This is a genomic window from Microbacterium sp. KRD172 (assembly GCF_017168295.1).
Taxonomy (GTDB): domain Bacteria; phylum Actinomycetota; class Actinomycetes; order Actinomycetales; family Microbacteriaceae; genus Microbacterium; species Microbacterium profundi.
Genome location: NZ_JABFAS010000002.1, coordinates 431793 through 450792, shown reverse-complemented (window position 1 = coordinate 450792; position 19000 = coordinate 431793). Strand labels below are relative to the sequence as shown.

18 protein-coding genes are annotated in these 19000 nt (G+C 67.2%); 7 read left to right on the top strand and 11 right to left on the bottom strand.

Annotated elements, in window-relative coordinates:
- The gene (locus J1M43_RS02395; RefSeq protein ID WP_206475613.1) at nucleotides 1-1674 is read right to left on the bottom strand and encodes a molybdopterin-dependent oxidoreductase; all 1674 of its coding nucleotides are present in this window, start codon (nucleotides 1672-1674) and stop codon (nucleotides 1-3) included.
- A gap of 78 nt (nucleotides 1675-1752) precedes the next feature.
- Between J1M43_RS02395 and J1M43_RS02390 the strand changes: the two genes are divergently transcribed.
- Nucleotides 1753-2946: a MalY/PatB family protein gene (locus J1M43_RS02390; protein ID WP_206475612.1), complete on the top strand. Its 1194-nt coding sequence runs from the start codon at nucleotides 1753-1755 to the stop codon at nucleotides 2944-2946.
- 31 nt (nucleotides 2947-2977) lie between these two features.
- Nucleotides 2978-4069 (top strand): sorbosone dehydrogenase family protein, encoded by a 1092-nt coding sequence (locus J1M43_RS02385; RefSeq protein ID WP_206475611.1) that lies wholly within the window; start codon nucleotides 2978-2980, stop codon nucleotides 4067-4069.
- Nucleotides 4070-4072: 3 nt separating this feature from the next.
- Here the strand turns inward: J1M43_RS02385 and corA are convergent, their stop codons facing one another.
- Nucleotides 4073-5089: a magnesium/cobalt transporter CorA gene (gene corA / locus J1M43_RS02380; RefSeq protein ID WP_206475610.1), complete on the bottom strand. Its 1017-nt coding sequence runs from the start codon at nucleotides 5087-5089 to the stop codon at nucleotides 4073-4075.
- Between the two features lie 173 nt (nucleotides 5090-5262).
- On the opposite strand from corA, the gene J1M43_RS02375 reads away from it, so the two are divergent.
- Genes J1M43_RS02375 through J1M43_RS02360 form a run of 4 tightly spaced genes read left to right on the top strand, consistent with a single transcriptional unit; the run spans nucleotide 5263 to nucleotide 8961 of the window.
- Nucleotides 5263-6189, top strand: a complete 927-nt coding sequence (locus J1M43_RS02375) for an ABC transporter ATP-binding protein (protein WP_206475609.1) — start codon at nucleotides 5263-5265, stop codon at nucleotides 6187-6189.
- On the top strand, nucleotides 6186-6998 hold the full coding sequence (locus J1M43_RS02370; RefSeq protein ID WP_206475608.1) for an ABC transporter permease: 813 nt from the start codon (nucleotides 6186-6188) through the stop codon (nucleotides 6996-6998). The genes J1M43_RS02375 and J1M43_RS02370 overlap by 4 nt, the downstream gene beginning before the upstream one ends.
- A 41-nt stretch (nucleotides 6999-7039) precedes the next feature.
- On the top strand, nucleotides 7040-8311 hold the full coding sequence (locus J1M43_RS02365) for a sensor histidine kinase (protein ID WP_206475607.1): 1272 nt from the start codon (nucleotides 7040-7042) through the stop codon (nucleotides 8309-8311).
- The gene (locus J1M43_RS02360) at nucleotides 8308-8961 is read left to right on the top strand and encodes a response regulator transcription factor (RefSeq protein WP_033105735.1); all 654 of its coding nucleotides are present in this window, start codon (nucleotides 8308-8310) and stop codon (nucleotides 8959-8961) included. The genes J1M43_RS02365 and J1M43_RS02360 overlap by 4 nt, the downstream gene beginning before the upstream one ends.
- An 86-nt stretch (nucleotides 8962-9047) precedes the next feature.
- Here the strand turns inward: J1M43_RS02360 and J1M43_RS02355 are convergent, their stop codons facing one another.
- The 8 genes from J1M43_RS02355 to J1M43_RS02320 form a co-directional block, all read right to left on the bottom strand.
- Nucleotides 9048-10214 carry a thiolase family protein gene (locus J1M43_RS02355; protein WP_033105734.1) on the bottom strand — a complete coding sequence of 389 codons (1167 nt, stop codon included), beginning with the start codon at nucleotides 10212-10214 and terminating at the stop codon, nucleotides 9048-9050.
- A 69-nt stretch (nucleotides 10215-10283) separates the two neighbouring features.
- The gene (locus tag J1M43_RS02350; protein WP_200880973.1) at nucleotides 10284-10991 is read right to left on the bottom strand and encodes a substrate-binding domain-containing protein; all 708 of its coding nucleotides are present in this window, start codon (nucleotides 10989-10991) and stop codon (nucleotides 10284-10286) included.
- The gene (locus tag J1M43_RS02345) at nucleotides 10988-11947 is read right to left on the bottom strand and encodes an aldo/keto reductase (RefSeq protein WP_052166845.1); all 960 of its coding nucleotides are present in this window, start codon (nucleotides 11945-11947) and stop codon (nucleotides 10988-10990) included. The genes J1M43_RS02350 and J1M43_RS02345 overlap by 4 nt, the downstream gene beginning before the upstream one ends.
- Before the next feature lie 11 nt (nucleotides 11948-11958).
- The gene (locus J1M43_RS02340; RefSeq protein ID WP_206475606.1) at nucleotides 11959-12921 is read right to left on the bottom strand and encodes a Gfo/Idh/MocA family oxidoreductase; all 963 of its coding nucleotides are present in this window, start codon (nucleotides 12919-12921) and stop codon (nucleotides 11959-11961) included.
- Nucleotides 12922-12954: 33 nt separating this feature from the next.
- Complete coding sequence (locus tag J1M43_RS02335; protein ID WP_206475605.1) at nucleotides 12955-14361, bottom strand: protocatechuate 4,5-dioxygenase subunit alpha/beta; 1407 nt, start codon at nucleotides 14359-14361, stop codon at nucleotides 12955-12957.
- Nucleotides 14362-14363: 2 nt separating this feature from the next.
- Nucleotides 14364-15338, bottom strand: coding sequence for an amidohydrolase family protein (locus J1M43_RS02330; protein WP_241245174.1), 975 nt, complete (start codon nucleotides 15336-15338; stop codon nucleotides 14364-14366).
- Nucleotide 15339: 1 nt separating this feature from the next.
- On the bottom strand, nucleotides 15340-16032 hold the full coding sequence (ligK, locus tag J1M43_RS02325; RefSeq protein ID WP_206475604.1) for a 4-carboxy-4-hydroxy-2-oxoadipate aldolase/oxaloacetate decarboxylase: 693 nt from the start codon (nucleotides 16030-16032) through the stop codon (nucleotides 15340-15342).
- A gap of 11 nt (nucleotides 16033-16043) precedes the next feature.
- Nucleotides 16044-17075 carry an amidohydrolase family protein gene (locus J1M43_RS02320; RefSeq protein WP_206475603.1) on the bottom strand — a complete coding sequence of 344 codons (1032 nt, stop codon included), beginning with the start codon at nucleotides 17073-17075 and terminating at the stop codon, nucleotides 16044-16046.
- A gap of 132 nt (nucleotides 17076-17207) precedes the next feature.
- Between J1M43_RS02320 and J1M43_RS02315 the strand changes: the two genes are divergently transcribed.
- The gene (locus tag J1M43_RS02315; protein WP_206475602.1) at nucleotides 17208-18122 is read left to right on the top strand and encodes a LysR family transcriptional regulator; all 915 of its coding nucleotides are present in this window, start codon (nucleotides 17208-17210) and stop codon (nucleotides 18120-18122) included.
- Here J1M43_RS02315 and J1M43_RS02310 read toward each other — a convergent pair.
- On the bottom strand, nucleotides 18113-18988 hold the full coding sequence (locus J1M43_RS02310) for a Fic family protein (RefSeq protein ID WP_206475601.1): 876 nt from the start codon (nucleotides 18986-18988) through the stop codon (nucleotides 18113-18115). The two genes, J1M43_RS02315 and J1M43_RS02310, sit on opposite strands and share 10 nt — an antisense overlap.
- Nucleotides 18989-19000 lie beyond the last annotated feature (12 nt).

The following is a 19000-nucleotide window of genomic DNA, read 5'->3' as shown; positions in this document are numbered from 1 at the left end:
TCACGTCACGCGGATGAGCGAGCGCTGCCAGCCCGATGACCCATTGGGGGCGATGGGCGCGCGCTCCTCGATCTGGAGGTCGCCGTCCTTGTTGACGGCACGAACAGCGACGTAGTGCGTGCCGGGCGTCGCATCCCATTCCATGAACCACTGCACCCAGGTGTCGTCGTTGATGGGGGTCGACAGCGTCGCCGGCATCCACTCGCCCTCATCGATGCGCACCTCCACACGCTCGATTCCGACCGACTGCGCCCAGGCCACACCCGCGATCGGGATGCGTCCGGCCGGCACGGCCTCGCCGATGCTCGGTGTGTCCAGACGGGAGGAGAACTTGATCGGCGCCTCCGCACTGTAGCCGCGCGGCGTCCAGTAGGCCTCGTCCGCGGCGAAGGTGGTGACCTTGAGCTCGGTCAGCCACTTCGTCGCCGACACGTAGCCGTACAGGCCCGGCACGACCATCCGCACCGGGAAGCCGTGCTCGAGCGGCAGCGGTTCTCCGTTCATACCGATCGCGAGGATCGCATCGAGCTCGTCATCGACGAGGGCCGCGAGCGGTGTGCTCGCGGTGTATCCGTCGACGCTGCGAGAGAGCACCATGTCGGCGCCCGACTTCACGCCCGCCTTGCGCAGTACGTCGCGCAGCGGAACACCGAGCCACATCGCGTTGCCCACGAGCTCGCCGCCGACCTCGTTCGAGACGCAGGTCAGGGTGATCCCGTACTCGTCGACTCCCATGTCGAGGATGTCCTGGAAGCTCAGTTCGACGCGCTGATCGACCATGCCGTCGATGACGAGACGCCATGTGTCCGGATCGATCGTGGGAACGGTCAGCGCGGTGTCGACTCGATAGAAGTCGTCGTTCGGAGTGAACAGCTTGCTGAGCCCTGGGACGTCGAGTTCTGCTCCGTCGGGCACCGTCACCTTCGTTCGCGGGGGCGGCAGCTTGAGCGCCTTGCGGATCGTCTCGACGGATGAGACCGCCATGCTCACGGTTCGCGCCGTGATCCCGATGACGACGGCGGATGCTCCGGCAAGTGCCGCGAGCACGAAGAACTTTCGTCGGTTGAGCTCTTTCGGAGCCGAGGGCGTGTCGACGATCGGTTCGGTCTGATCGCCATCGCTCGGGGCCGTGGACGCGCGCCATGCACGCAGTCGTCGGACGAGGAGGACCAGCAGGAACGATCCAATCACCGTACCGAGCACCGGCGGGAGGAACGCGAGCGGCGCCACGCCGGCCCGGGTGACGATCGCAGCGGTCGACAGCACGCCGGCGATGACCAGTGCGATCACGCCGAGCGGAGGACGCACGAGCTGCAGAACACCGGCGATCGCCGAGGCGATGGTCACGGCCAGACCGAGCCCTGCCAGCAGGGCGATCTTGTCGTATTCGCCGAAGGTCGCGATCGCGAATTCCTTGAACGGCTGCGGCACGATGTCGATCACGAAGCCGCCCACCGCGAGGATCGGGCTGGCTGAACGCGCGAAGAGCAATGCGAACAGCTCCGCCGTGGCGAGGAATACCGCCCCGCCGATCACGCCCGCGAGTGCCGCCCACGCGATGAATCGTCGGTCACTGCTTCGCTTTGCCACGATCTCCTCCAACTCACCCGTGAAGGTGCTCCCCCGTTGTTCGGAGCCGGAGTGGAAACGGATGCCTCCGACGACCGATCCCATGTCTCAGATCCTCGTTACGCTGGAAAGTGGAGCGGCCAAGAGTGCGTTCTCCAGTCTCCGATCGAGAGGACGGCGCGAATGTCACCCCAGCACTTCGACGCGATCACGGAAGCCGACCTGCGCGGGGCCGGCAGCCTGAAGTGGACGATGTTCCCCGACATGATCGGTGCGTTCGTCGCCGAGATGGACTTCGGCGTCGCACCGGCTGTGCAGGATGCTGTCAACGGAGCGCTGGAACGCGGGCTCACCGGCTACCTCCCGCAGCAACTCGCCGACGATCTCGCCCGGGCGACAGCCGCTTGGTACGCGGATTCCTACGGCTGGGAGGTGCCGGCCGAGCGCGTGCACCACGTTCCGGACGTGATCGCGGCGTTCGAGTTCGCGATCGAGCAGTTCACCAGCCCCGGTGCCGCCGTCATCGTCCCGACGCCCGCCTACATGCCGTTCCTGATGGTCCCGCAGATGCACGGCCGTCGGGTCATCGAAGTACCGAGTGTGGAGATCGACGGCCGCTGGCAGATCGACCACGATGCCGTGACCGCCGCCTTCGCCGACGGCGGCGAACTGTTCGTGCTGTGCAACCCGCACAACCCCCTCGGCACCGTCTCCACGCGCGAAGAGCTCGAGCGCGTCGCCGACACCGTCGCGGCAGCGGGAGGGCGGGTCTTCTCCGACGAGATCCACGCCCCGCTCGTCTACTCCCCCGCACGGCACATCCCGTACGCCTCGATCTCGGAGACGGCGGCCGGTCACACGATCACCGCCGCATCCGCCTCCAAGGCCTGGAACCTCGCGGGCCTCAAGTGCGCGCAGATCATCCTGTCCAACGACGACGACGCAGAGCTGTGGGAGACGACCGGCAGCTGGGTCGGTCACGGCACGTCGACGATCGGCGCCGTCGCGAACGTCGGCGCCTACACCGCGGGCGCCGGCTGGCTGAAGGAGGTCGTCGAGTACCTCGACGGCAATCGCCGGCTGCTCGCCGAACTCGTCGCCGAACACCTCCCCGAGGTGCGGATGACGACGCCGGAGGACACCTACATCGCGATGCTCGACTTCCGTGCCACCGGCCTCACGGGCGATCTCGGCATCTGGTTCCGTGACAACGCCGGCGTCGCGATGACCGACGGCGCAGCCTGCGGCGTATCCGCCGTCGGGTTCACCCGCTTCGTCTTCGCGATGCCCCGGCCTCTGATGACGGAAGCGATCATACGGATCGCAGCGGCGCTGGCCGATCGCACCGCTCTGACATCAGTCGCTCCGGACGGCTGAGCGGCGGCGAGAGCAGACAGAGGTGACGTGCATGGCGACGAAACGCTTCCTGAGTCTGTTCCCGCTGCTCCTCGCCGTCTCGGCACTCACTGCGTGCACCGCCCCCGATGGCGCCGCGCCCCCGACGCCATCCTCGATCTCCACAGCATCCGCAACCCCGACCGCGTCGGAGACACCGGCATCCTCTCTCGCAGTCTCCGGCCTCGATGCCCCGTGGTCAGTGGCCTTCCACGGCACGACCGCGCTGGTGAGCGAGCGCGACTCCGCGCGCATCCTCGAACTCGACGGCGCGGGCGGCGCCCGCGAGGTCGCCGTCATCGACGGCGTGGCTGCGGCGGGTGAGGGCGGGCTCCTCGGCATCACCGTCCACGATGGCCACCTGTACACGTACTACACGGCCGGCGACGAGAACCGCATCGACCGCTTCGCGTTGAACGGCGAGCCCGGCTCACTGAGCCTCGGCGCGGCCGAGCGCGTGTTCGACGGCATCCCCGCAGCACGCAATCACAACGGCGGCCGCATCGCGTTCGGGCCGGACGGCATGCTGTACGCCACGACCGGGGACGCAGGGGACAGGCAGAACGCGCAGGATCGTGAGAGTCCCGGCGGCAAGATCCTCCGGCTCACCGCCGACGGTGGGATGCCGCAGGACAACCCGTTCCCCGACTCTCCCGTGTATTCGCTCGGGCACCGCAATCCCCAGGGCATCGCCTGGGACGCCGACGGGACCATGTACGCCAGCGAGTACGGTCAGGACACCTGGGACGAGCTCAACGTCATCGAACTCGGCGGCAACTACGGCTGGCCCGAAGTCGAGGGCATCGCCGATCAGGACGGCTTCATCGATCCGGTGCAGCAGTGGGCACCGCAGGACGCGAGCCCCAGCGGCATCGTCGTCGTCGGAGACGTCATCCTCATCGCGAACCTCCGCGGCGAGCGCCTCCGAGAGATTCCGCTCACCGAACTCACCACCTCGACCGAGCAGCTCGTCGGCGAGCACGGGCGCCTGCGCGACGTCGTGCTCGCCCCCGACGGATCCGTCTGGGCGATGACGAACAACACCGACGGTCGGGGCGCCCCGGCGCCGGATGATGACCGGATCTTCCCGGTCGACCTCGGCTGAGCGCTACAGCCAGCCCTTCTTCTTGAAGACGGCGTAGAGGCCAAGACCCATCACGAGCATCGCCCCGACGGCCATCGGGTACCCGAATGTCCAGTCGAGTTCCGGCATGACCGTGAAGTTCATGCCGTAGATCGTGCCGATCAGCGTGGGCGCGAAGAGGATCGCCGCCCACCCCGAGATCTTCTTGACCTCTTCGTTCTGGCGGATGCTCAGCTCGGTCATCCGTCGCATCTCCTCGTTCTGGCGTCGCGCGACGATCGTCGATTCCACCGTGAGCGCGTTGTCGAGCACTGTCCGGAAGGTCGTCGCCCGATCGGCGATGCGCAGTGTGTGATCGAGCACGTCGCGCAGGTACTGCTGCAGCTCCACCTCCACCTGATACTTCTCGGATCCGCGCTGCAGCGCCTCCAGCATCCCGGGAAGCGGTTGCGTCGCCCGCTGGAAGTCGATCACCTCACGTGCGAGCTTGTAGATGCGCTCGGTCGCATCGGCATCCTCCACGAACAGCTGGTTCTCGATCTCGTCGATGTCGTTCTCGAGTCCGGCGAGGACCGGCGCGTACTCGTCGACGACCTCGTCGAGGATCGCGTACAGAACCGCCTCGGGGCCGCGCGCGAGCAGCTGCTGATCGTGCTCGAGCCTGGCGCGCACACGTCCGAGATCGGGAGACTCAGCGTGGCGGATCGTCACCACGAAGTCAGGTCCGGCGACCACGTGCACTTCGCCGAACTCGACTTCCTCCACGTCGTCGAGATAGCGGGCGGGCCGCAGCACCAGGAAGAGCACGTCCCCGTAGCGCTCGATCTTCGGGCGCTGGTGACCGGCGAGCGCGTCCTCCACGACGAGGGCATGCAACCCCAACTCGTCCGCCACCTCGCGGACCTCATGCTCGCTGGGACGGTACAGACCGATCCAGCCCATCCCGCCGCGCTCACGCATGGTCTCGAAGGTCTCGCTGAGGGTGCGCGGATTCTCCGTGCGGACACCACCCACATAGATCGCGTTGTCGATGATGGCCATCGGGAGTGCCTCAGTTCTGGATGATGGGCAGCGGCATGGTGCTCGTGTCGAGCAGTTCATTATCGTCCTGCTCGGTGAATTCTCGCGATGGGCCCGGGGTGCCACGGATGCCGGCTGCAGATCGGTACCTGGGGAGGACGCGCGTGCCGAACCGCCTCCGTAGCGTTGAGGTCATGATCACAGCAGAAGGCCTCACGAAGAGGTTCGGAGACAAGACCGCAGTGCAGGACGTCTCGTTCACCGTGAAGCCGGGTACCGTCACCGGCTTCCTCGGCCCCAACGGCGCCGGCAAATCCACCACGATGCGCATGATCGTCGGCCTCGACAAGCCCACCTCGGGCCGGACGACGGTGAACGGCAAGGAGTACCGACGCCTGCGCGCCCCACTAACCGAGGTCGGAGTGCTCCTCGACGCGAAGGCCGTGCACACCGGCCGCACCGCCAGGAACCACCTCCGCGCGATGGCCGCGACCCACGGCATCCCCACATCTCGAGTCGACGAGGTCATCGATCTCGCAGGGATCGGCTCTGTCGCCCGCAAGCGCGCGGGCAAGTTCTCACTCGGCATGGGCCAGCGGCTCGGCATCGCCTCGGCGCTGCTCGGAGACCCGCACACGCTCATCCTCGACGAGCCCGTCAACGGACTCGACCCCGAGGGCGTTCGCTGGGTGCGCCAGTTCGTCCGCTTCGCCGCGTCCGAGGGCCGCACCGTGCTGCTGTCGAGCCACCTCATGAGCGAGATGGCGCAGACCGCGGATCACGTGATCGTCATGGGTCGCGGACGAGTGCTGGCGGATGCTCCGCTGAACGAGCTCGTCCACGCCTGGACTGCCACCACCGTGCGCGTCCGCAGTCCTCGGGTGGCGGATCTGGCATCCGCCGTCGCTGCCTCAGACGTCGAGATCGTCAGCACGAGCCCGGATTCCCTCGAGATCGTCGGACTGCCCGCATCCCGCATCGGCGACATCGCCGCCGACCGCGGCATCCCGCTCCACGAGCTCACGCCCAGCAACGGCTCGCTCGAGGACGCGTACCTCGCACTCACCGGCGAATCGGTCGAATACCGTTCCGCCGAATATCCCGCAAAGGAACTCGCATGACCACCACAGCCGCACCGGCGATGCGCTCCCAGACAGGCTCGTCGTACCGCCTCACATTCCCCCGCGCACTGCGCAGCGAATGGATCAAGCTCTCGACCCTCCGCTCCACGTGGTGGTCGATCGGCATCACCGCCATCGTCACGATCGGAGTCGCCCTGCTCATCGCGCAGTCGATGGACGTGCCAGGCTTCGAACCGATCCAGGCCGTCGTCTCACCGGTGCAGTTCACCATGCTGCTCGCGGGCATCCTCGGAGTCATCGCCGTCACCGGCGAGTACTCGACGGGCATGATCCGCTCGACTCTCGCGGCTGACCCGGTGCGCGGTTCCGTCCTCGCAGCCAAGGCGATCGTTGTGGCAGTGTTCCTGTTCATCGCGTCGCTGGTCATCTCCCTGGCCGCAGCACTCGCGGTGTCGCCGATCTTCGCGTCGAGGGACACGCCGTTCCCCTGGGATGCACCTGCTGATTCGCTCCTCCCGATCCTCGCGGCGGCCGTGTCGATGGCGGTGTGCGCACTGATCGGCGTCGCCTTCGGCTTCATCCTGCGCTCAGGCGCCGGGGCGATCGCCGTGACCGTCGGGCTGCTGTTCATCCTTCCGATCGTGATGAACATCTTCGCGATGCCCGGAGACGAGTGGCGCTGGATCATCGATGTCTCGAACCACCTGCCGATGTCGGCCGCGCAGAGTGCGATCCTTCCCCAGGACGGCTGGGGACTTCCCGTCGGCGAGGCATATCTGACGCTCGGAGCATGGGTCGCAGCGGGGATGCTGTCTGCCTGGGCCGTGCTGCGCACCCGCGACGCGTGACAGCGCGACGCCGCGAAGCACCGACGCGTAGAGTCGAGGCCGTGTCGAAACAGCGCAGCCGCAGCGCCTTCTCCAGCGAGGAGGAGGAGCTGCGGCTTCCGCGTCCCCCTGGCATCATCCGCCGCTTCTGGGCGCGACATCCGGTCTTCGCCGACGTCCTCATCGCGGTCGTGTGCCTTCTCCTCTCGATCGCACCGGCGACGGTCTTCACCACGTACGGCACACCGCCCGACGGCGGCGCCGTCATCGCCAACATCGTCATCGTGGCCTTGGTCGTGGTCACCTGCGCTCTGCTGCTGCGCCGCCGCCAGTGGCCGGTCGTCGTATCCGTTGCCGCGTACACCGTGGCGATCGCCTACCTGTTCGTCCTGGACCCCACGGGGGGTCCGCTCCTTCTCGTGACCAGCTACGCGCTCGCGGTCTACCGCTCAACGCGCGCCGCCTGGATCGGGCTGGCAATCGGCATCGGCTCACTGACGCTGGTCTCTCTGCTCCTCCAGCTGACCGGAGCCATCACACTCCAGATCGCGTTGAACGGTGTCCTCGGTCAGCTCGTCCTCGCCCTCATCGGAACGCTCATCGGTGTGAACGTCGGCGGCCGCAAGCGCTATATCGAGGCGGTGATCGGCCGTTCCAGACAGCTCCTGATCGAACGCGACCAGCAGGCTCAGCTCGCTGCTTCCGCAGAGCGCGCGAGGATCGCACGCGAGATGCACGACATCGTCTCGCACTCGCTGACCGTGATCGTCGCGCTGTCGGAGGGCGCTGCCGCCACCGGCGACCAGGATCGCGCCAGGGACGCCGCGACTGCGGCGGCCGCGACTGCCCGCGGTGCTCTCACGGAGATGCGATCGATGCTCGGAGTGCTGCGGGACGGCGCCGGCGACATCCCCCTCGCGCCGATGGAATCCGTCGCGCCGCACGCCACCGTGGCCACGGCGCAGAACGCGGGATACCCGGTCACTCTCACGACTGTCGGCGAACCGAAGGTGCCTGCGGCCGTGGACTTCGCGATAGGCCGGATCGTGCAGGAGGGCATCACGAATGCCATGCGTCACGCCCGGGGCGCGACGAGGATCGCGGTACACATCGACTATTCCACCGATCCGGTCGTCATCGAGATCGACAACGACGGCGTCACCGGCGCGGCCGGGACCGGCGGCTTCGGCCTGCGTGGTCTCAACGAGCGCGCAGCGCACCTGAACGGCTCGTTCCGTTCGGGCCCGGTCGGTGACCGCCGCTGGATGCTGCGTGCAGAACTGCCCGCAGCATCCGAACCGAACATCTCCGATCGACCTGAGGATGCCAAGTGACAGAGCCGATCCGCGTTCTTCTCGTCGACGACCAGGATCTCATTCGCGTCGGTTTCCGCCTGGTTCTCGAGGCCGAGGCCGACATGAGCGTCGTCGGGGAGGCCGGTGACGGCGAAGAGGCCATCAGACGGGCGAGAGAGCTCCGCCCCGACGTCGTGCTGATGGACATCCGGATGCCGGGGCTCGACGGGATCGCCGCGACGGAGGCGATCGTCGCGGCCATGCCCGACACCAGGGTGCTCGTGCTCACCACGTTCGATCTCGACGAGTACGCGTTCGGCGCCATCCGCGCCGGAGCGAGCGGATTCCTCCTGAAGGATGCCCAGCGGCACGAGATGACGTCGGCAGTGCGGGCCGTGCACCGAGGGGATGCTGCCCTGTCGCCGCGCGTAACGCGGCGACTTCTCGAACATCTCGGGCCGCGCCTGCCTGCGACGGACGCAGGCTCAGACCCCACCGCCGCCCTGACCGAGCGCGAGCGCGACGTGTTCCGCGCGATCGCCCGCGGCCTGACCAATGCGGAGATCGCTGAAGAACTGCACCTCAGTGAATCGACCGTCAAGACACATGTCGGCCGGGTGCTGATGAAGCTCGAGGCCAGGGATCGGATACACGCTGTGATCCTCGCGCACCGGTATGGGCTGAGCTGAGGAACTCGTTCAGGTCGCGATTTCTGCCGTTATCGCGCGTTCTGAGCGGCAGAAACTGCGACCTGAGTGCTCGTGGTCGGCTCGGCCTAACGTTCCAGCACGACGGCAAGTCCCTGTCCGACGCCGATGCAGATCGCGACGACGGCGACGCCCCCGCCACGTCGGCGCAGTTCGTGGGCGGCGTGACCGATGATGCGCCCGCCGGATGCTCCGAGGGGATGCCCGATCGCGAGCGCCCCGCCGTGGATGTTGAGCTTCTCGGGGTCGAGGTCGGGCCAGCCGCGCAGGCACGCCAGCGACTGCGAGGCGAACGCCTCGTTGAGTTCGACGAAGTCCACATCGGCCCAGGTGCGCCCGGCCCGGGCGAGAGCCTTGTTCGCGGCTTCTATCGGTGCGATCGGGAAGTCGTCAGGGTCGACGCCGTGCGCGCTGCGCCCGGTGATCCGCGCGAGCGGCTCACCGTCCAATGCGCCCTCTGCCCCGAGAAGCACTGCAGACGCACCGTCGTTGATCGACGAGGAGTTCCCTGCCGTGACGGTGCCGTCCTCCGCGAACAACGGTCGCAGTCCGGCGAGTTTCTCGATCGTCGATCCGTCGCGGATCCCCTCGTCACGCGTGAGCTCGGCGCCGGGAACCTGCACGACCTCCTCCGCATAGATGCCATCGGCCCAAGCGCGGGCTGCGAGTTCGTGCGAGCGCACCGAGAACGAGTCCTGATCCTCACGGCTGATCTGTGCAACCCGCGCCGCCTTCTCCGCAGCCTCGCCGTTGGAGATGGTCCATGGCGTCGGCAGCGCACGGTTCGTCATGCGCCATCCGATCGCGGTGTTCCACATCGTCTGATTGCCGCTGGCCGGGTACGGCTTCGCCGACTTCTCCACGACGAACGGGGCCCGGCTCATCGATTCGACGCCGCCAGCGAGAATGATCTCGGCATCACCGGATTCGATCGCGCGCGCACCCTGGATGACGGCCTCGACACTGGAAGCGCACAGCCGGTTCACCGTGACCCCGGTGACGGTCGTCGGAAAGCCCGCGAGCAGCGCGCCCATCCGCGCGACGTTGCGGTTGTCCTCACCGGCCTGATTGGCGTCGCCGAAGATGACGTCGTCGATGCGGGCGGGGTCGAGTCCCGCGCGTTCGGCGCTCGCACGCATGACCGTCGCGGCCAGGTCGTCGGGGCGCACACCCGCGAGCGCGCCGCCCGCACGTCCGAACGGCGTGCGTACTGCGTCATAGATATGAGTGGTCACGTCGACGGTCCTTCGATGAGAGCCCGGCGGCTCTGCCGGACGAGATCATTCTCGCAAGAGGCCTACCGATCACACCCGAGGCGGAACTCCGAACGCGTGGCGCTGCTTGATGGGCGCGGCGGCTTCGGAGGCGAAGAACGCCAGCATCTCGGCGGCGCTCTCCGACGAAGCGGATGCTGTCGCCACCGCCCCCGCGAAGACAGTGTCGATCGCGCAGTCGTCGGGCATGACCCCGAGGATGCGGATGCCCGGCTGACCGACGAGTTCACTGAGCTGCTGGAAACCGAGATCGACGTCGCCGTCCGCGAGCGAGCGTGCGACGGGGATGCCGGGCATCGCCTGCACGAGGCGGTCACTGAGCTCGGAGGTCAGCCCCCAGGCGTCGATCATGTCCACCAACGCCGTGCCGCTGGGGCCGGTCGAGTAGCCGATCCGTTTCGCAGCCCGCAGTGCCGCGCGAAGACCCGCAGCATCAGAGAACGCAGATCCGTCAGGTCGCACGGCGGGTTCCGACGAGTCGGAGCCGACCGCCACCGCGACCTGGGAGAGCACCAGCGGCGTCACCGTCGCAGCATCCACATGTCCGGCATCCGCCAGCTTCGTGAGCGCGCCGGCGGCGAGGAACACGAGGTCGAACGGCTCCCCTGTGGCGACGCGATCCGCGGCATCCACACCGCCGACCGACTCGATGTCCAGCTTCGGCAGTCCTGCGGCGACGGCCGCGGCCGCCAGGTCGGCGAGCACATGACGGGTCGCCATCGACGAGATGGCCTTCACGCGGCATCCTCGAACGTCTCGGCGTCGACCTCGGCGGCAGGACCGGGCGCATAGCGTGGTCCCGAAACAGTGGACGTGGAGATCAGCTCACCAGCGCGGGCCAGCAGGGCATCGTCGATCGGCAGCGACGCAGCGGCGTGGTTCTCATGCATGTGCGCGATGCTCGTCGTCCCTGGAATCGGCATGACGTGATCGCCACGCGAGAGGAGCCAGGCGAGCGCGAGCTGCGCCGGGGTGCATCCGGCCTCTTCGGCGAGCGCGCGCCAGTCCGGAAGCAGCGCTTCGTTCGCCGGCCAATGCTCGGGCTGGAACCGCGGCATGTTCCGGCGGATGTCCTTGGGCGCCAGCGCCGACGGGTCGCCGACCGAGTCACCCAGGAACCCGCGGGCGACCGGCGAGAACGCGACCAGTGCCACACCAGAAGAGCGCGTCGCCTCCAGCATCCCGAGTTCGGGGTTTCGGCTCCACAACGAGTACTCGTTCTGCACGGCGGCGATCGGCGCGACGACCTGCGCCTCACTCAGCCGGGAGACCGACACCTCCGACAACCCGATGGCGCCGATCTTGCCTTCGTCGACGAGCGAAGCCAGCGCGCCGACACTCTCGCCGATCGGCACGGTCCTGTCCCAGCGGTGCAGGTAATAGAGGTCGATGTGATCGACGCCCAACCGCGAGAGCGAGGCGTCCACCTGCTGTCGGAGTGTCGAGGGGCGTCCGTCAATGACCTTCACCCCGTCGATCATCGCCATGCCGGCCTTGCTCGCGAGCACGACCTCATCCCGGCGCCCTTTCAAGGCACGACCGACCAGCTCCTCATTGCGGCCGGCGCCGTAGAGCGTCGCAGTGTCGAGATGGGTGACGCCGCTGTCGAGCGCAGCGCGCAGCAGCGCCAGACCTTCGCCCTCGGACGGCGGGATGCCGTAGGCGTGACTGAGGTTCATGCACCCCAATCCCATACGGGGGAGCTTCACGCGAGCTGCTCCTCCAGTTGACCGAGCACGCGATAGCAGTCGATCACCTGACGAAGCGAGGAGTTCGGCTCTCGCCCCTCACGGATCGCCGCGATGAACTCACGGTCCTGCAGCTCGATGCCGTTCATGCTCACCGCCACGTGCGACACGTCGATCTGCTCCTCCTTGCCGGTGAAGAGGTCGTCGTAGCGGGCGATGTAGGTCGCCGTGTCGCCGATGTAGCGGAAGAACGTGCCGAACGGTCCCTCGTTGTTGAACGACAGCGACAGGGTGCAGATCGCGCCGGTCTCGCTCTTCAGCTGGATCGACATGTCCATCGCGATGCCGAGCTCGGGATGGATCGGCCCCTGCAGCGCATGAGCCTCGACGATCTTGCCCGCCTGGTAGGCGAACAGATCGACCGTGTGCGCGGCATGGTGCCACAGCAGATGGTCGGTCCAGGAGCGCGCCTCACCCTTGGCATTCGTGTTCGTGCGGCGGAAGAAGTACGTCTGCACATCCATCTGCTGCACGTTGAACTCGCCGGCGGTGATCCTGTCGTGCACGAGTTGATGCGAGGGGTTGAAGCGGCGCGTGTGGCCGACCATGGCCACGAGGGAGGCCGCTTCGGCCGCCTCCGCCGCAGCGAGGGTGGCTTCAGCATCCGCCAGCGAATCCGCCAGCGGGATTTCGACCTGCACGTGCTTGCCGGCGGCGAGCACTGCCTGCGTCTGCTCGGCGTGCAGCCCCGTCGGGGTGGCGAGGATCACGGCATCCACATCGTCGCGCCCGAGAACGCCCTCGAGCCCGATCACCGCGTTCACGACGCCGTACTGTGCGGCGACAGCATCGGCCTTCTCCTGCGACGTCGCGCTGACGACGGTCACCTCGGCGTCTGCGATGTTCTGAAGGCCGTCGAGGTGCTTCATTCCGAAGGCGCCGTTGGCGCCGACGACGGCGACGCGGATCTTGTCGGTCATTCGCTCTCCCTTTCGCAGTTCGATATCAGGATGTCAGGCGTTCGCCACGGCCGCGGTCTCCGCAGGTTCGGGGGCATTCACCTGGTCCGCGGGCTCAGCGACGTCCGTGTCGTCCGCAGCGAGGTCGGTCTTGCCGACCGGGTTGCTGAGAACGAGGTGGCCGACCGCGGTGTTGGAGGCCGGCACGTGGTAGAACCGGTGGTTCATCTGGGGCGTTTCTCCCCCGAACTGGTCGTCCATCGCACCGCGCGCGATCAGCCAGTCGACGAGCTCGATGCCCTCGGAACCCGCCTCGTCGACGTACTCCATGTGCTGCCACTCGGTCAGGCCGAGCGGGTCCTCGATGAGGTGATCGAGGAACGCGTTGTCCCACTCCTCGTTGATGAGACCCGCGCGCGGGCCCTGCAGCTGGTGGCTCATGCCGCCGGTGCCCCAGATCTGCACATTGAGCTCTTCACCGTCCCACTTGTCGAGCGCGCGGCGCAGTGCGCGCCCGAGCTCGTAGCAGCGACGACCTGAGGGCACCGGGTACTGCACGACGTTGACGGCGAGCGGGATGACCCTGACCGGCCACTCCTCATCCGGGGCGTGATCGCCGAAGACCAGTGACAGCGGCACCGTAAGACCGTGGTCGACGACCATCTCGTTGACGAGGGTGAGGTCGAAGTCATCCTGAATGACCGACTGTGCGATGTGCGCCGCGAGCTCGGGGTACCCCTTGACGCCGGGGACCGGACGCGGGCCGTAGCCCTCGTCGGCGACGGGATACTCCGCACCAGTGCCGAGCACGAACGTCGGGATGATGGACGCGTCGAACGCGGTGGCGTGGTCGTTGTAGACGAGGATGACGACGTCGGGCTTCTGCTCCTTGGCCCACTTGCGCGTCCACTGGTAGCCGTCGAACACCTTCTTCCAGTACGGCTCCTCGGTCTTGCCGAGATCCATCGCGGCGCCGATCGCCGGCACGTGCGAGGTGAACAGCGCGGAGGTGTACTTCGCCGGTGCGTTCGGCCGGAACGTGTCGGCCTTCTCGCCCGGCGCGGGCGGGGTCCAGCCGTCGAGATCCTTGAGACGGTTGCCCTCCGGACGGCGGCCGCCGCCCACCATCATGTCGCGGTATGCCGCCTCGCTCATGCCGGTCATCGAACCGGCCATCTGCTGGAAGCTCATCCCATGCGTGGCGCCGATCTTGCTGAGGAAGTAGATGTTGCCACCCTCGGCGATCATGGTGTTCATGTCCATGTCGAGCACCGCCTGGCGCTGCACCGGGTTCAGCGGCCACTCGTCGAGGTAGGCAGCCTGGTCCGCGAGGAAGCGCTCGCGGTTCTCGGGCTTCATCAGTGACATCGAGAACTGGTTCAGGTGGTAGCCCTTACGCGCCTGCTCGGCGTCGTAGATGGTGGTTCCGGGAACGTCCTTGTACGGCTTGTCGAGTGCCATGATCATGCTCCTTCTTGCCAGTAGAGGCGGCGCGGATTGTCGACGAGCAGCTTCTGCTGCAGGTCGGACGTCGTCGCGATCTGAGGGATGTAGTCGACCAGCAGCCCGTCGTCGGGCATGTGGTCCTTGAGGTTGGGGTGGGGCCAGTCGGTTCCCCACAGCACGCGGTCGGGGAACTCCTCGACCACGCGACGGGCGAACGGCACGACGTCGGTGTACGCGTGCTGCTCGCCGTCCAGGGCACGGGGCCCCGTCACGCTGAGGCGCTCGGGGCACGAGACCTTGGTCCACACGTTGGGGTTCTCACGCATGAACCGCAGGAACAGCTCGAACTCCGGGCCGTTCGGATCCTTCGTGACGTCGGGCCGGCCCATGTGGTCGACGACGACGTCGGTAGGGATGCTGGAGAAGAAGTCGTAGAGATCGGGAAGATCCTCGGCCTCGAAGTAGATGACGACGTGCCATCCGAGCGGGGCGATCTTCCAGGCGATCTCCTCGAGGGAATCTGTGGGCACGGCGTCGACGAGGCGCTTGACGAAGTTGAAGCGCACGCCGCGCACGCCCGCCTCGTGCAGTTCGGCGAGCTGAGCGTCGGTGACATCGCGACGCACGGTCGCGACTCCGCGCGCGCGGCCTTCGCTGCGTCGCAGCGCGTCGACCAGGGCGCTGTTGTCCGCACCGTGGCAGGTCGCCTGCACGATCACGTTGCGGTCGAAACCGAGGTGGTCGCGCAGGGCGAACAGCTGCTCGGCAGATGCGTCGCACGGGGTGTACTTGCGCTCGGGCGCGTACGGGAACTGCTCGCCGGGGCCGAAGACGTGGCAGTGCGCGTCGACCGCGCCAGCCGGCAGGCGGAACGTCGGCCTCGTCGGGCCGTCGTACCAGTCCAGCCAGCCCTCGGTCTTGGTGAAGGGGCCTGTTACGGTCCCTGAGCCTGTCACGATCCCTGAGCCTGTCGAAGGGTCGCCATGCGCCATGTCAGTCCTCCACGTATTCGAGGCCGGCGGCGGCCAGCGGCTCGCGCATGCCGTACAGGTCGAGTCCGAGCACGCCCTCGCGGAACTTCTGGCGCTTGGACTCTTCGTTGTCCTCGCGCTTCTGCGAAGCATCCGCCACGGCGCCCACGAGCTCACGCGGCACGACGACGACGCCGTCGACGTCGGCGACGACCACGTCACCCGGGTTGACGAGCGCGTTCGCTGCGACGACCGGCACATTCACGGAGCCGAGGGTGGCCTTGACCGTGCCCTTGGAGTTGATGGCGCGGGAGAAGACCGGGAAGTCCATCTTCTCGAGATCGGCGACATCGCGGACGCCACCGTCGATGACCAGCCCCTTGCAGCCGCGTGCTGTCAACGAGGTCGCGAGCAGCTCGCCGAAGAAGCCGTCTTCGCTCTCGGTGGTGCAGCCGGCGACGATCACATCACCGTCCTGCACTTGCTCGGCGGCGACGTGGAACATCCAGTTGTCACCCGGCTGCAGCAGCACCGTGACGGCCGGGCCGCAGAGCTTCGCGCCGTTGTAGGCGGGACGGATGTAGGGACGCATCAGTCCGACGCGGCCCATCGCTTCGTGGATGGTCGCGACGCCGAACTGCGACAGGCGTGCCACATCGTCGGGGTCGGGCCGCTCGATGCTGGTGCGGACGATGCCGAGGTTGTTCAGTCGCATTGATGTTCCTTTCACAGACCGCGGGCGGTCAGGGCGCGGTCGAGGCGCGGATAGACGCGGCGGGCGTTCTCTTCGAAGACCCGCACTCGCTGGGCGTCGGTGAGATTCGGGGTGGCGTCGACGTAGCGCTTGGTGTCGTCGAAGTAGTGGCCGGTGCGCGGGTCGATGTCGCGGACGGCGCCGATCATCTCGCTCGCGAACAGGATGTTGTCGGTCGGGATGACCTCGGTCAGCAGGTTGATGCCGGGCTGATGGTAGACACACGTGTCGAAGTAGACGTTGTTCAGGAGGTGCTCTTCGAGCTCCGGCTTGCCGAGGGCCATCGCGAGCCCGCGGAAACGACCCCAGTGGTACGGAACCGCGCCGCCGCCGTGCGGGATGACGAGCTTGAGGTCGGGGAAGTCCTTGAACAGATCTCCCTTGAGCAACTGCATGAAGGCGGTCGTGTCGGCGCCGAGATAGTGGTCGCCGGTGGTGTGGAACACGTCGGGGCGGCAGGTGGTGCTCACATGCACCATCGCCGGGATCCCGTATTCGACGAGCTTCTCGTAGATGGGGTACCAGGAGCGATCGGTGAGCGCCGGCGCGCTCCACTCACCGCCGGAGGGGTCGGGGTTGAGGTTCACAGTGACGGCGCCGAGCTCTTCGACGGCGCGCGTCAGCTCGGCGACGGTGGTCTTCGGATCGACGCCCGGTGACTGCGGGAGCATCGCGCCCATGAGGAAGCGATCGGGGAACAGCTCGCTGACACGGGCGACGAGGTCGTTGCAGATGCGCGCCCAGGTCTCGCTCACCGCGAGGTCGCCGATGTGGTGAGCCATGAACGAGGCTCGAGGACTGAAAACCGTAAGGTCGCTGCCGCGCTCGTTCATGAGCTTGAGCTGGTTGGCTTCGATCGTCTCGCGGATGTCGTCGTCGCTGATGTGCAGGGATGCCGGATCGGGCGCCTCGCCGTCGCCCTTCGTGAAGGCGATCTGCAGGTCACGCCAGGCGCCCAGCTGTGCGGGGGCGGTCGTGTAGTGGCCGTGAATGTCGATGATCAACGCGTGTCGTCCTTGTCACTCGGAGCTGAACTCGGATGCTGTCGCAAAGGTGCTGCTGGTCCCGACTCTAGGTCGGGTGCTGTATATAGTCCAATAGATGTGAAGCACGTTCCCCATAGAGAGGATCGATAGATGGCTCTGGCTGATCTGAACCAGTTGCGCACCTTCGTGGTGCTCTACGAGCTGCGCAGCGTGACGGCCGCCGCAGAGCGACTGCACGTCACGCAGCCGACAGTCAGCTATACGCTGCGGCGGCTGCGCGAGAAGTTCGGCGATGAGCTGTTCCGTCGCGAGGGGCACGACATGGTGCCGACCGCGAAGGCCACCGCCCTGTTCGCGCCGCTGCACGAGGCTCTCGCTCAGATCGATGAGACGGTGAGCGATCCGGAGGCGTTCGAGCCGGCCGGCTTCAGTGGCGAACTGTCGCTGGGGCTCACCTCGATCGGTGAGCAGACGTTCCTGCCCCCGATCATGGCCGCGCTCGCTCGCGCAGCATCCAGCCCGCACCTGCAGGTGGCGCGCCTGGACTCCGATCAGGTCGAGGACGGCCTCATCCGCGGCACGATCGACCTCGCGATGACCGTGTCGATGATCGGCAGTCCGCGACTGTGGCGCACGCATGTGCGCGCCGTCGAGTACGTCGCGCTGTCGTCAGGGCAGCATCCGCTCCCCGAGACGGGACCGGACATGTTCGCCGGACGCCACTTCGTGCGCGTCTCGGCGCGCGGCGGCCACGTGTTCCCGCTGCAGGCGCTCACAGAGCACGGTCTCATGCCCCAGGTCGCGCTCACCGTCGAGGAGTATGCGACCGTGCCGGCTGTGCTGGAGGCCACCGATCTGATCGTGCTGCTACCACGTCACGTCGCGGAGGTGTTCTGCGGCTGGTTCCCCGGCCTGCAGATCGCCGAGCTCCCCTGGCCGGGACAGAGCACGCCGGTGTCGCTCTACACGCGGCGCGAGGCCAGCCTGTCACCGGCGCAGCGGTGGTTCCGTTCGGTGGTGCTGGATGCTGTCGCAGCCGGTGAGTACCGGACGCGTCAGCGGTAGTCCTCCGCCACCATCCAGCGGTCCCGCATGCGAAACGTCGGGATCGTCTGCCGCTTCGCCTTGTTGGCCGCTGCCGCTCCGCTGATCCCCGCGGCACGCGCCCAGTCGGCGAGAGGAATCACGCGGCGGCTGCTGATGAGTGCGATGCGCTTGTGCAGCGATTCGAGAACCAGCAGTGCGAGCAACCTGGTCATGCCGTCGTGGGAACTGCTCTTCGCGTACTGCGCGAGCAACGAGTAGTAGTCGACCCTCCGATTGCGCGCTCGCACGATCACCGCGGGCAGCCCGATGACCTGCAACTGCTTGTTGATCAGCATCCGCCCCATTCGGCCATTGCCGTCGACGAAGGGATGGATGACCTCGAACTCGCAGTGGAACCACGCGATGCGCTCGAGGGGCGCCATCGACGCGTCGTCGTGGAAGCGCGTCACGGCGTCGGCGACCAGATCGGCGACGAAGGCAGGATTGGCGCCGAGATGCGCGCCCACCCGCACCCACTCGTCCGCATGCCGGAACCTCCCTGCCACGTCATCTCGGATGCCGGCGAGGAGCATGCTGTGCCAGCGCAGGATCAGGTCGACGGAGAACGGTTCGCGGTCGGTCATCAGCGATTCCGTGACGGCAGCGAGATTCTTCGCCTCGTACACCTCGCGAAGATCGCGCCGCGCCGCCGGCATGAGCCCGGCGAGGATGCGCTCCGTGTCGTCGAGCGTCAGCGTCGAGTTCTCGATCGCGTTCGACTGCTGCACGGACTCGGCCAGTTCGGCGCGGGCGATCTGGGCGAGTGCCTCGGGATGGCCCTCGACCGTCGCTCGATAATCAGCGATGACGGCCTCGAGCCGATCCCACGTCACGCGGTTGATCATGCGATCAATTTA

What these genes read in the sequence shown, in the direction of transcription:
- J1M43_RS02385 (WP_206475611.1), top strand. Translation starts at nt 2,978, where the DNA reads ATGGCGACGAAACGCTTCCTGAGTCTGTTCCCGCTGCTCCTCGCCGTC.
- ligK (WP_206475604.1), bottom strand. Translation starts at nt 16,032, where the DNA reads ATGCGACTGAACAACCTCGGCATCGTCCGCACCAGCATCGAGCGGCCC.
- J1M43_RS02370 (WP_206475608.1), top strand. Translation starts at nt 6,186, where the DNA reads ATGACCACCACAGCCGCACCGGCGATGCGCTCCCAGACAGGCTCGTCG.
- J1M43_RS02375 (WP_206475609.1), top strand. Translation starts at nt 5,263, where the DNA reads ATGATCACAGCAGAAGGCCTCACGAAGAGGTTCGGAGACAAGACCGCA.
- J1M43_RS02340 (WP_206475606.1), bottom strand. Translation starts at nt 12,921, where the DNA reads ATGACCGACAAGATCCGCGTCGCCGTCGTCGGCGCCAACGGCGCCTTC.
- J1M43_RS02330 (WP_241245174.1), bottom strand. Translation starts at nt 15,338, where the DNA reads ATGGCGCATGGCGACCCTTCGACAGGCTCAGGGATCGTGACAGGCTCA.
- J1M43_RS02315 (WP_206475602.1), top strand. Translation starts at nt 17,208, where the DNA reads ATGGCTCTGGCTGATCTGAACCAGTTGCGCACCTTCGTGGTGCTCTAC.
- J1M43_RS02390 (WP_206475612.1), top strand. Translation starts at nt 1,753, where the DNA reads ATGTCACCCCAGCACTTCGACGCGATCACGGAAGCCGACCTGCGCGGG.
- J1M43_RS02345 (WP_052166845.1), bottom strand. Translation starts at nt 11,947, where the DNA reads ATGGGATTGGGGTGCATGAACCTCAGTCACGCCTACGGCATCCCGCCG.
- J1M43_RS02395 (WP_206475613.1), bottom strand. Translation starts at nt 1,674, where the DNA reads ATGGGATCGGTCGTCGGAGGCATCCGTTTCCACTCCGGCTCCGAACAA.
- J1M43_RS02310 (WP_206475601.1), bottom strand. Translation starts at nt 18,988, where the DNA reads ATGATCAACCGCGTGACGTGGGATCGGCTCGAGGCCGTCATCGCTGAT.
- corA (WP_206475610.1), bottom strand. Translation starts at nt 5,089, where the DNA reads ATGGCCATCATCGACAACGCGATCTATGTGGGTGGTGTCCGCACGGAG.
- J1M43_RS02335 (WP_206475605.1), bottom strand. Translation starts at nt 14,361, where the DNA reads ATGGCACTCGACAAGCCGTACAAGGACGTTCCCGGAACCACCATCTAC.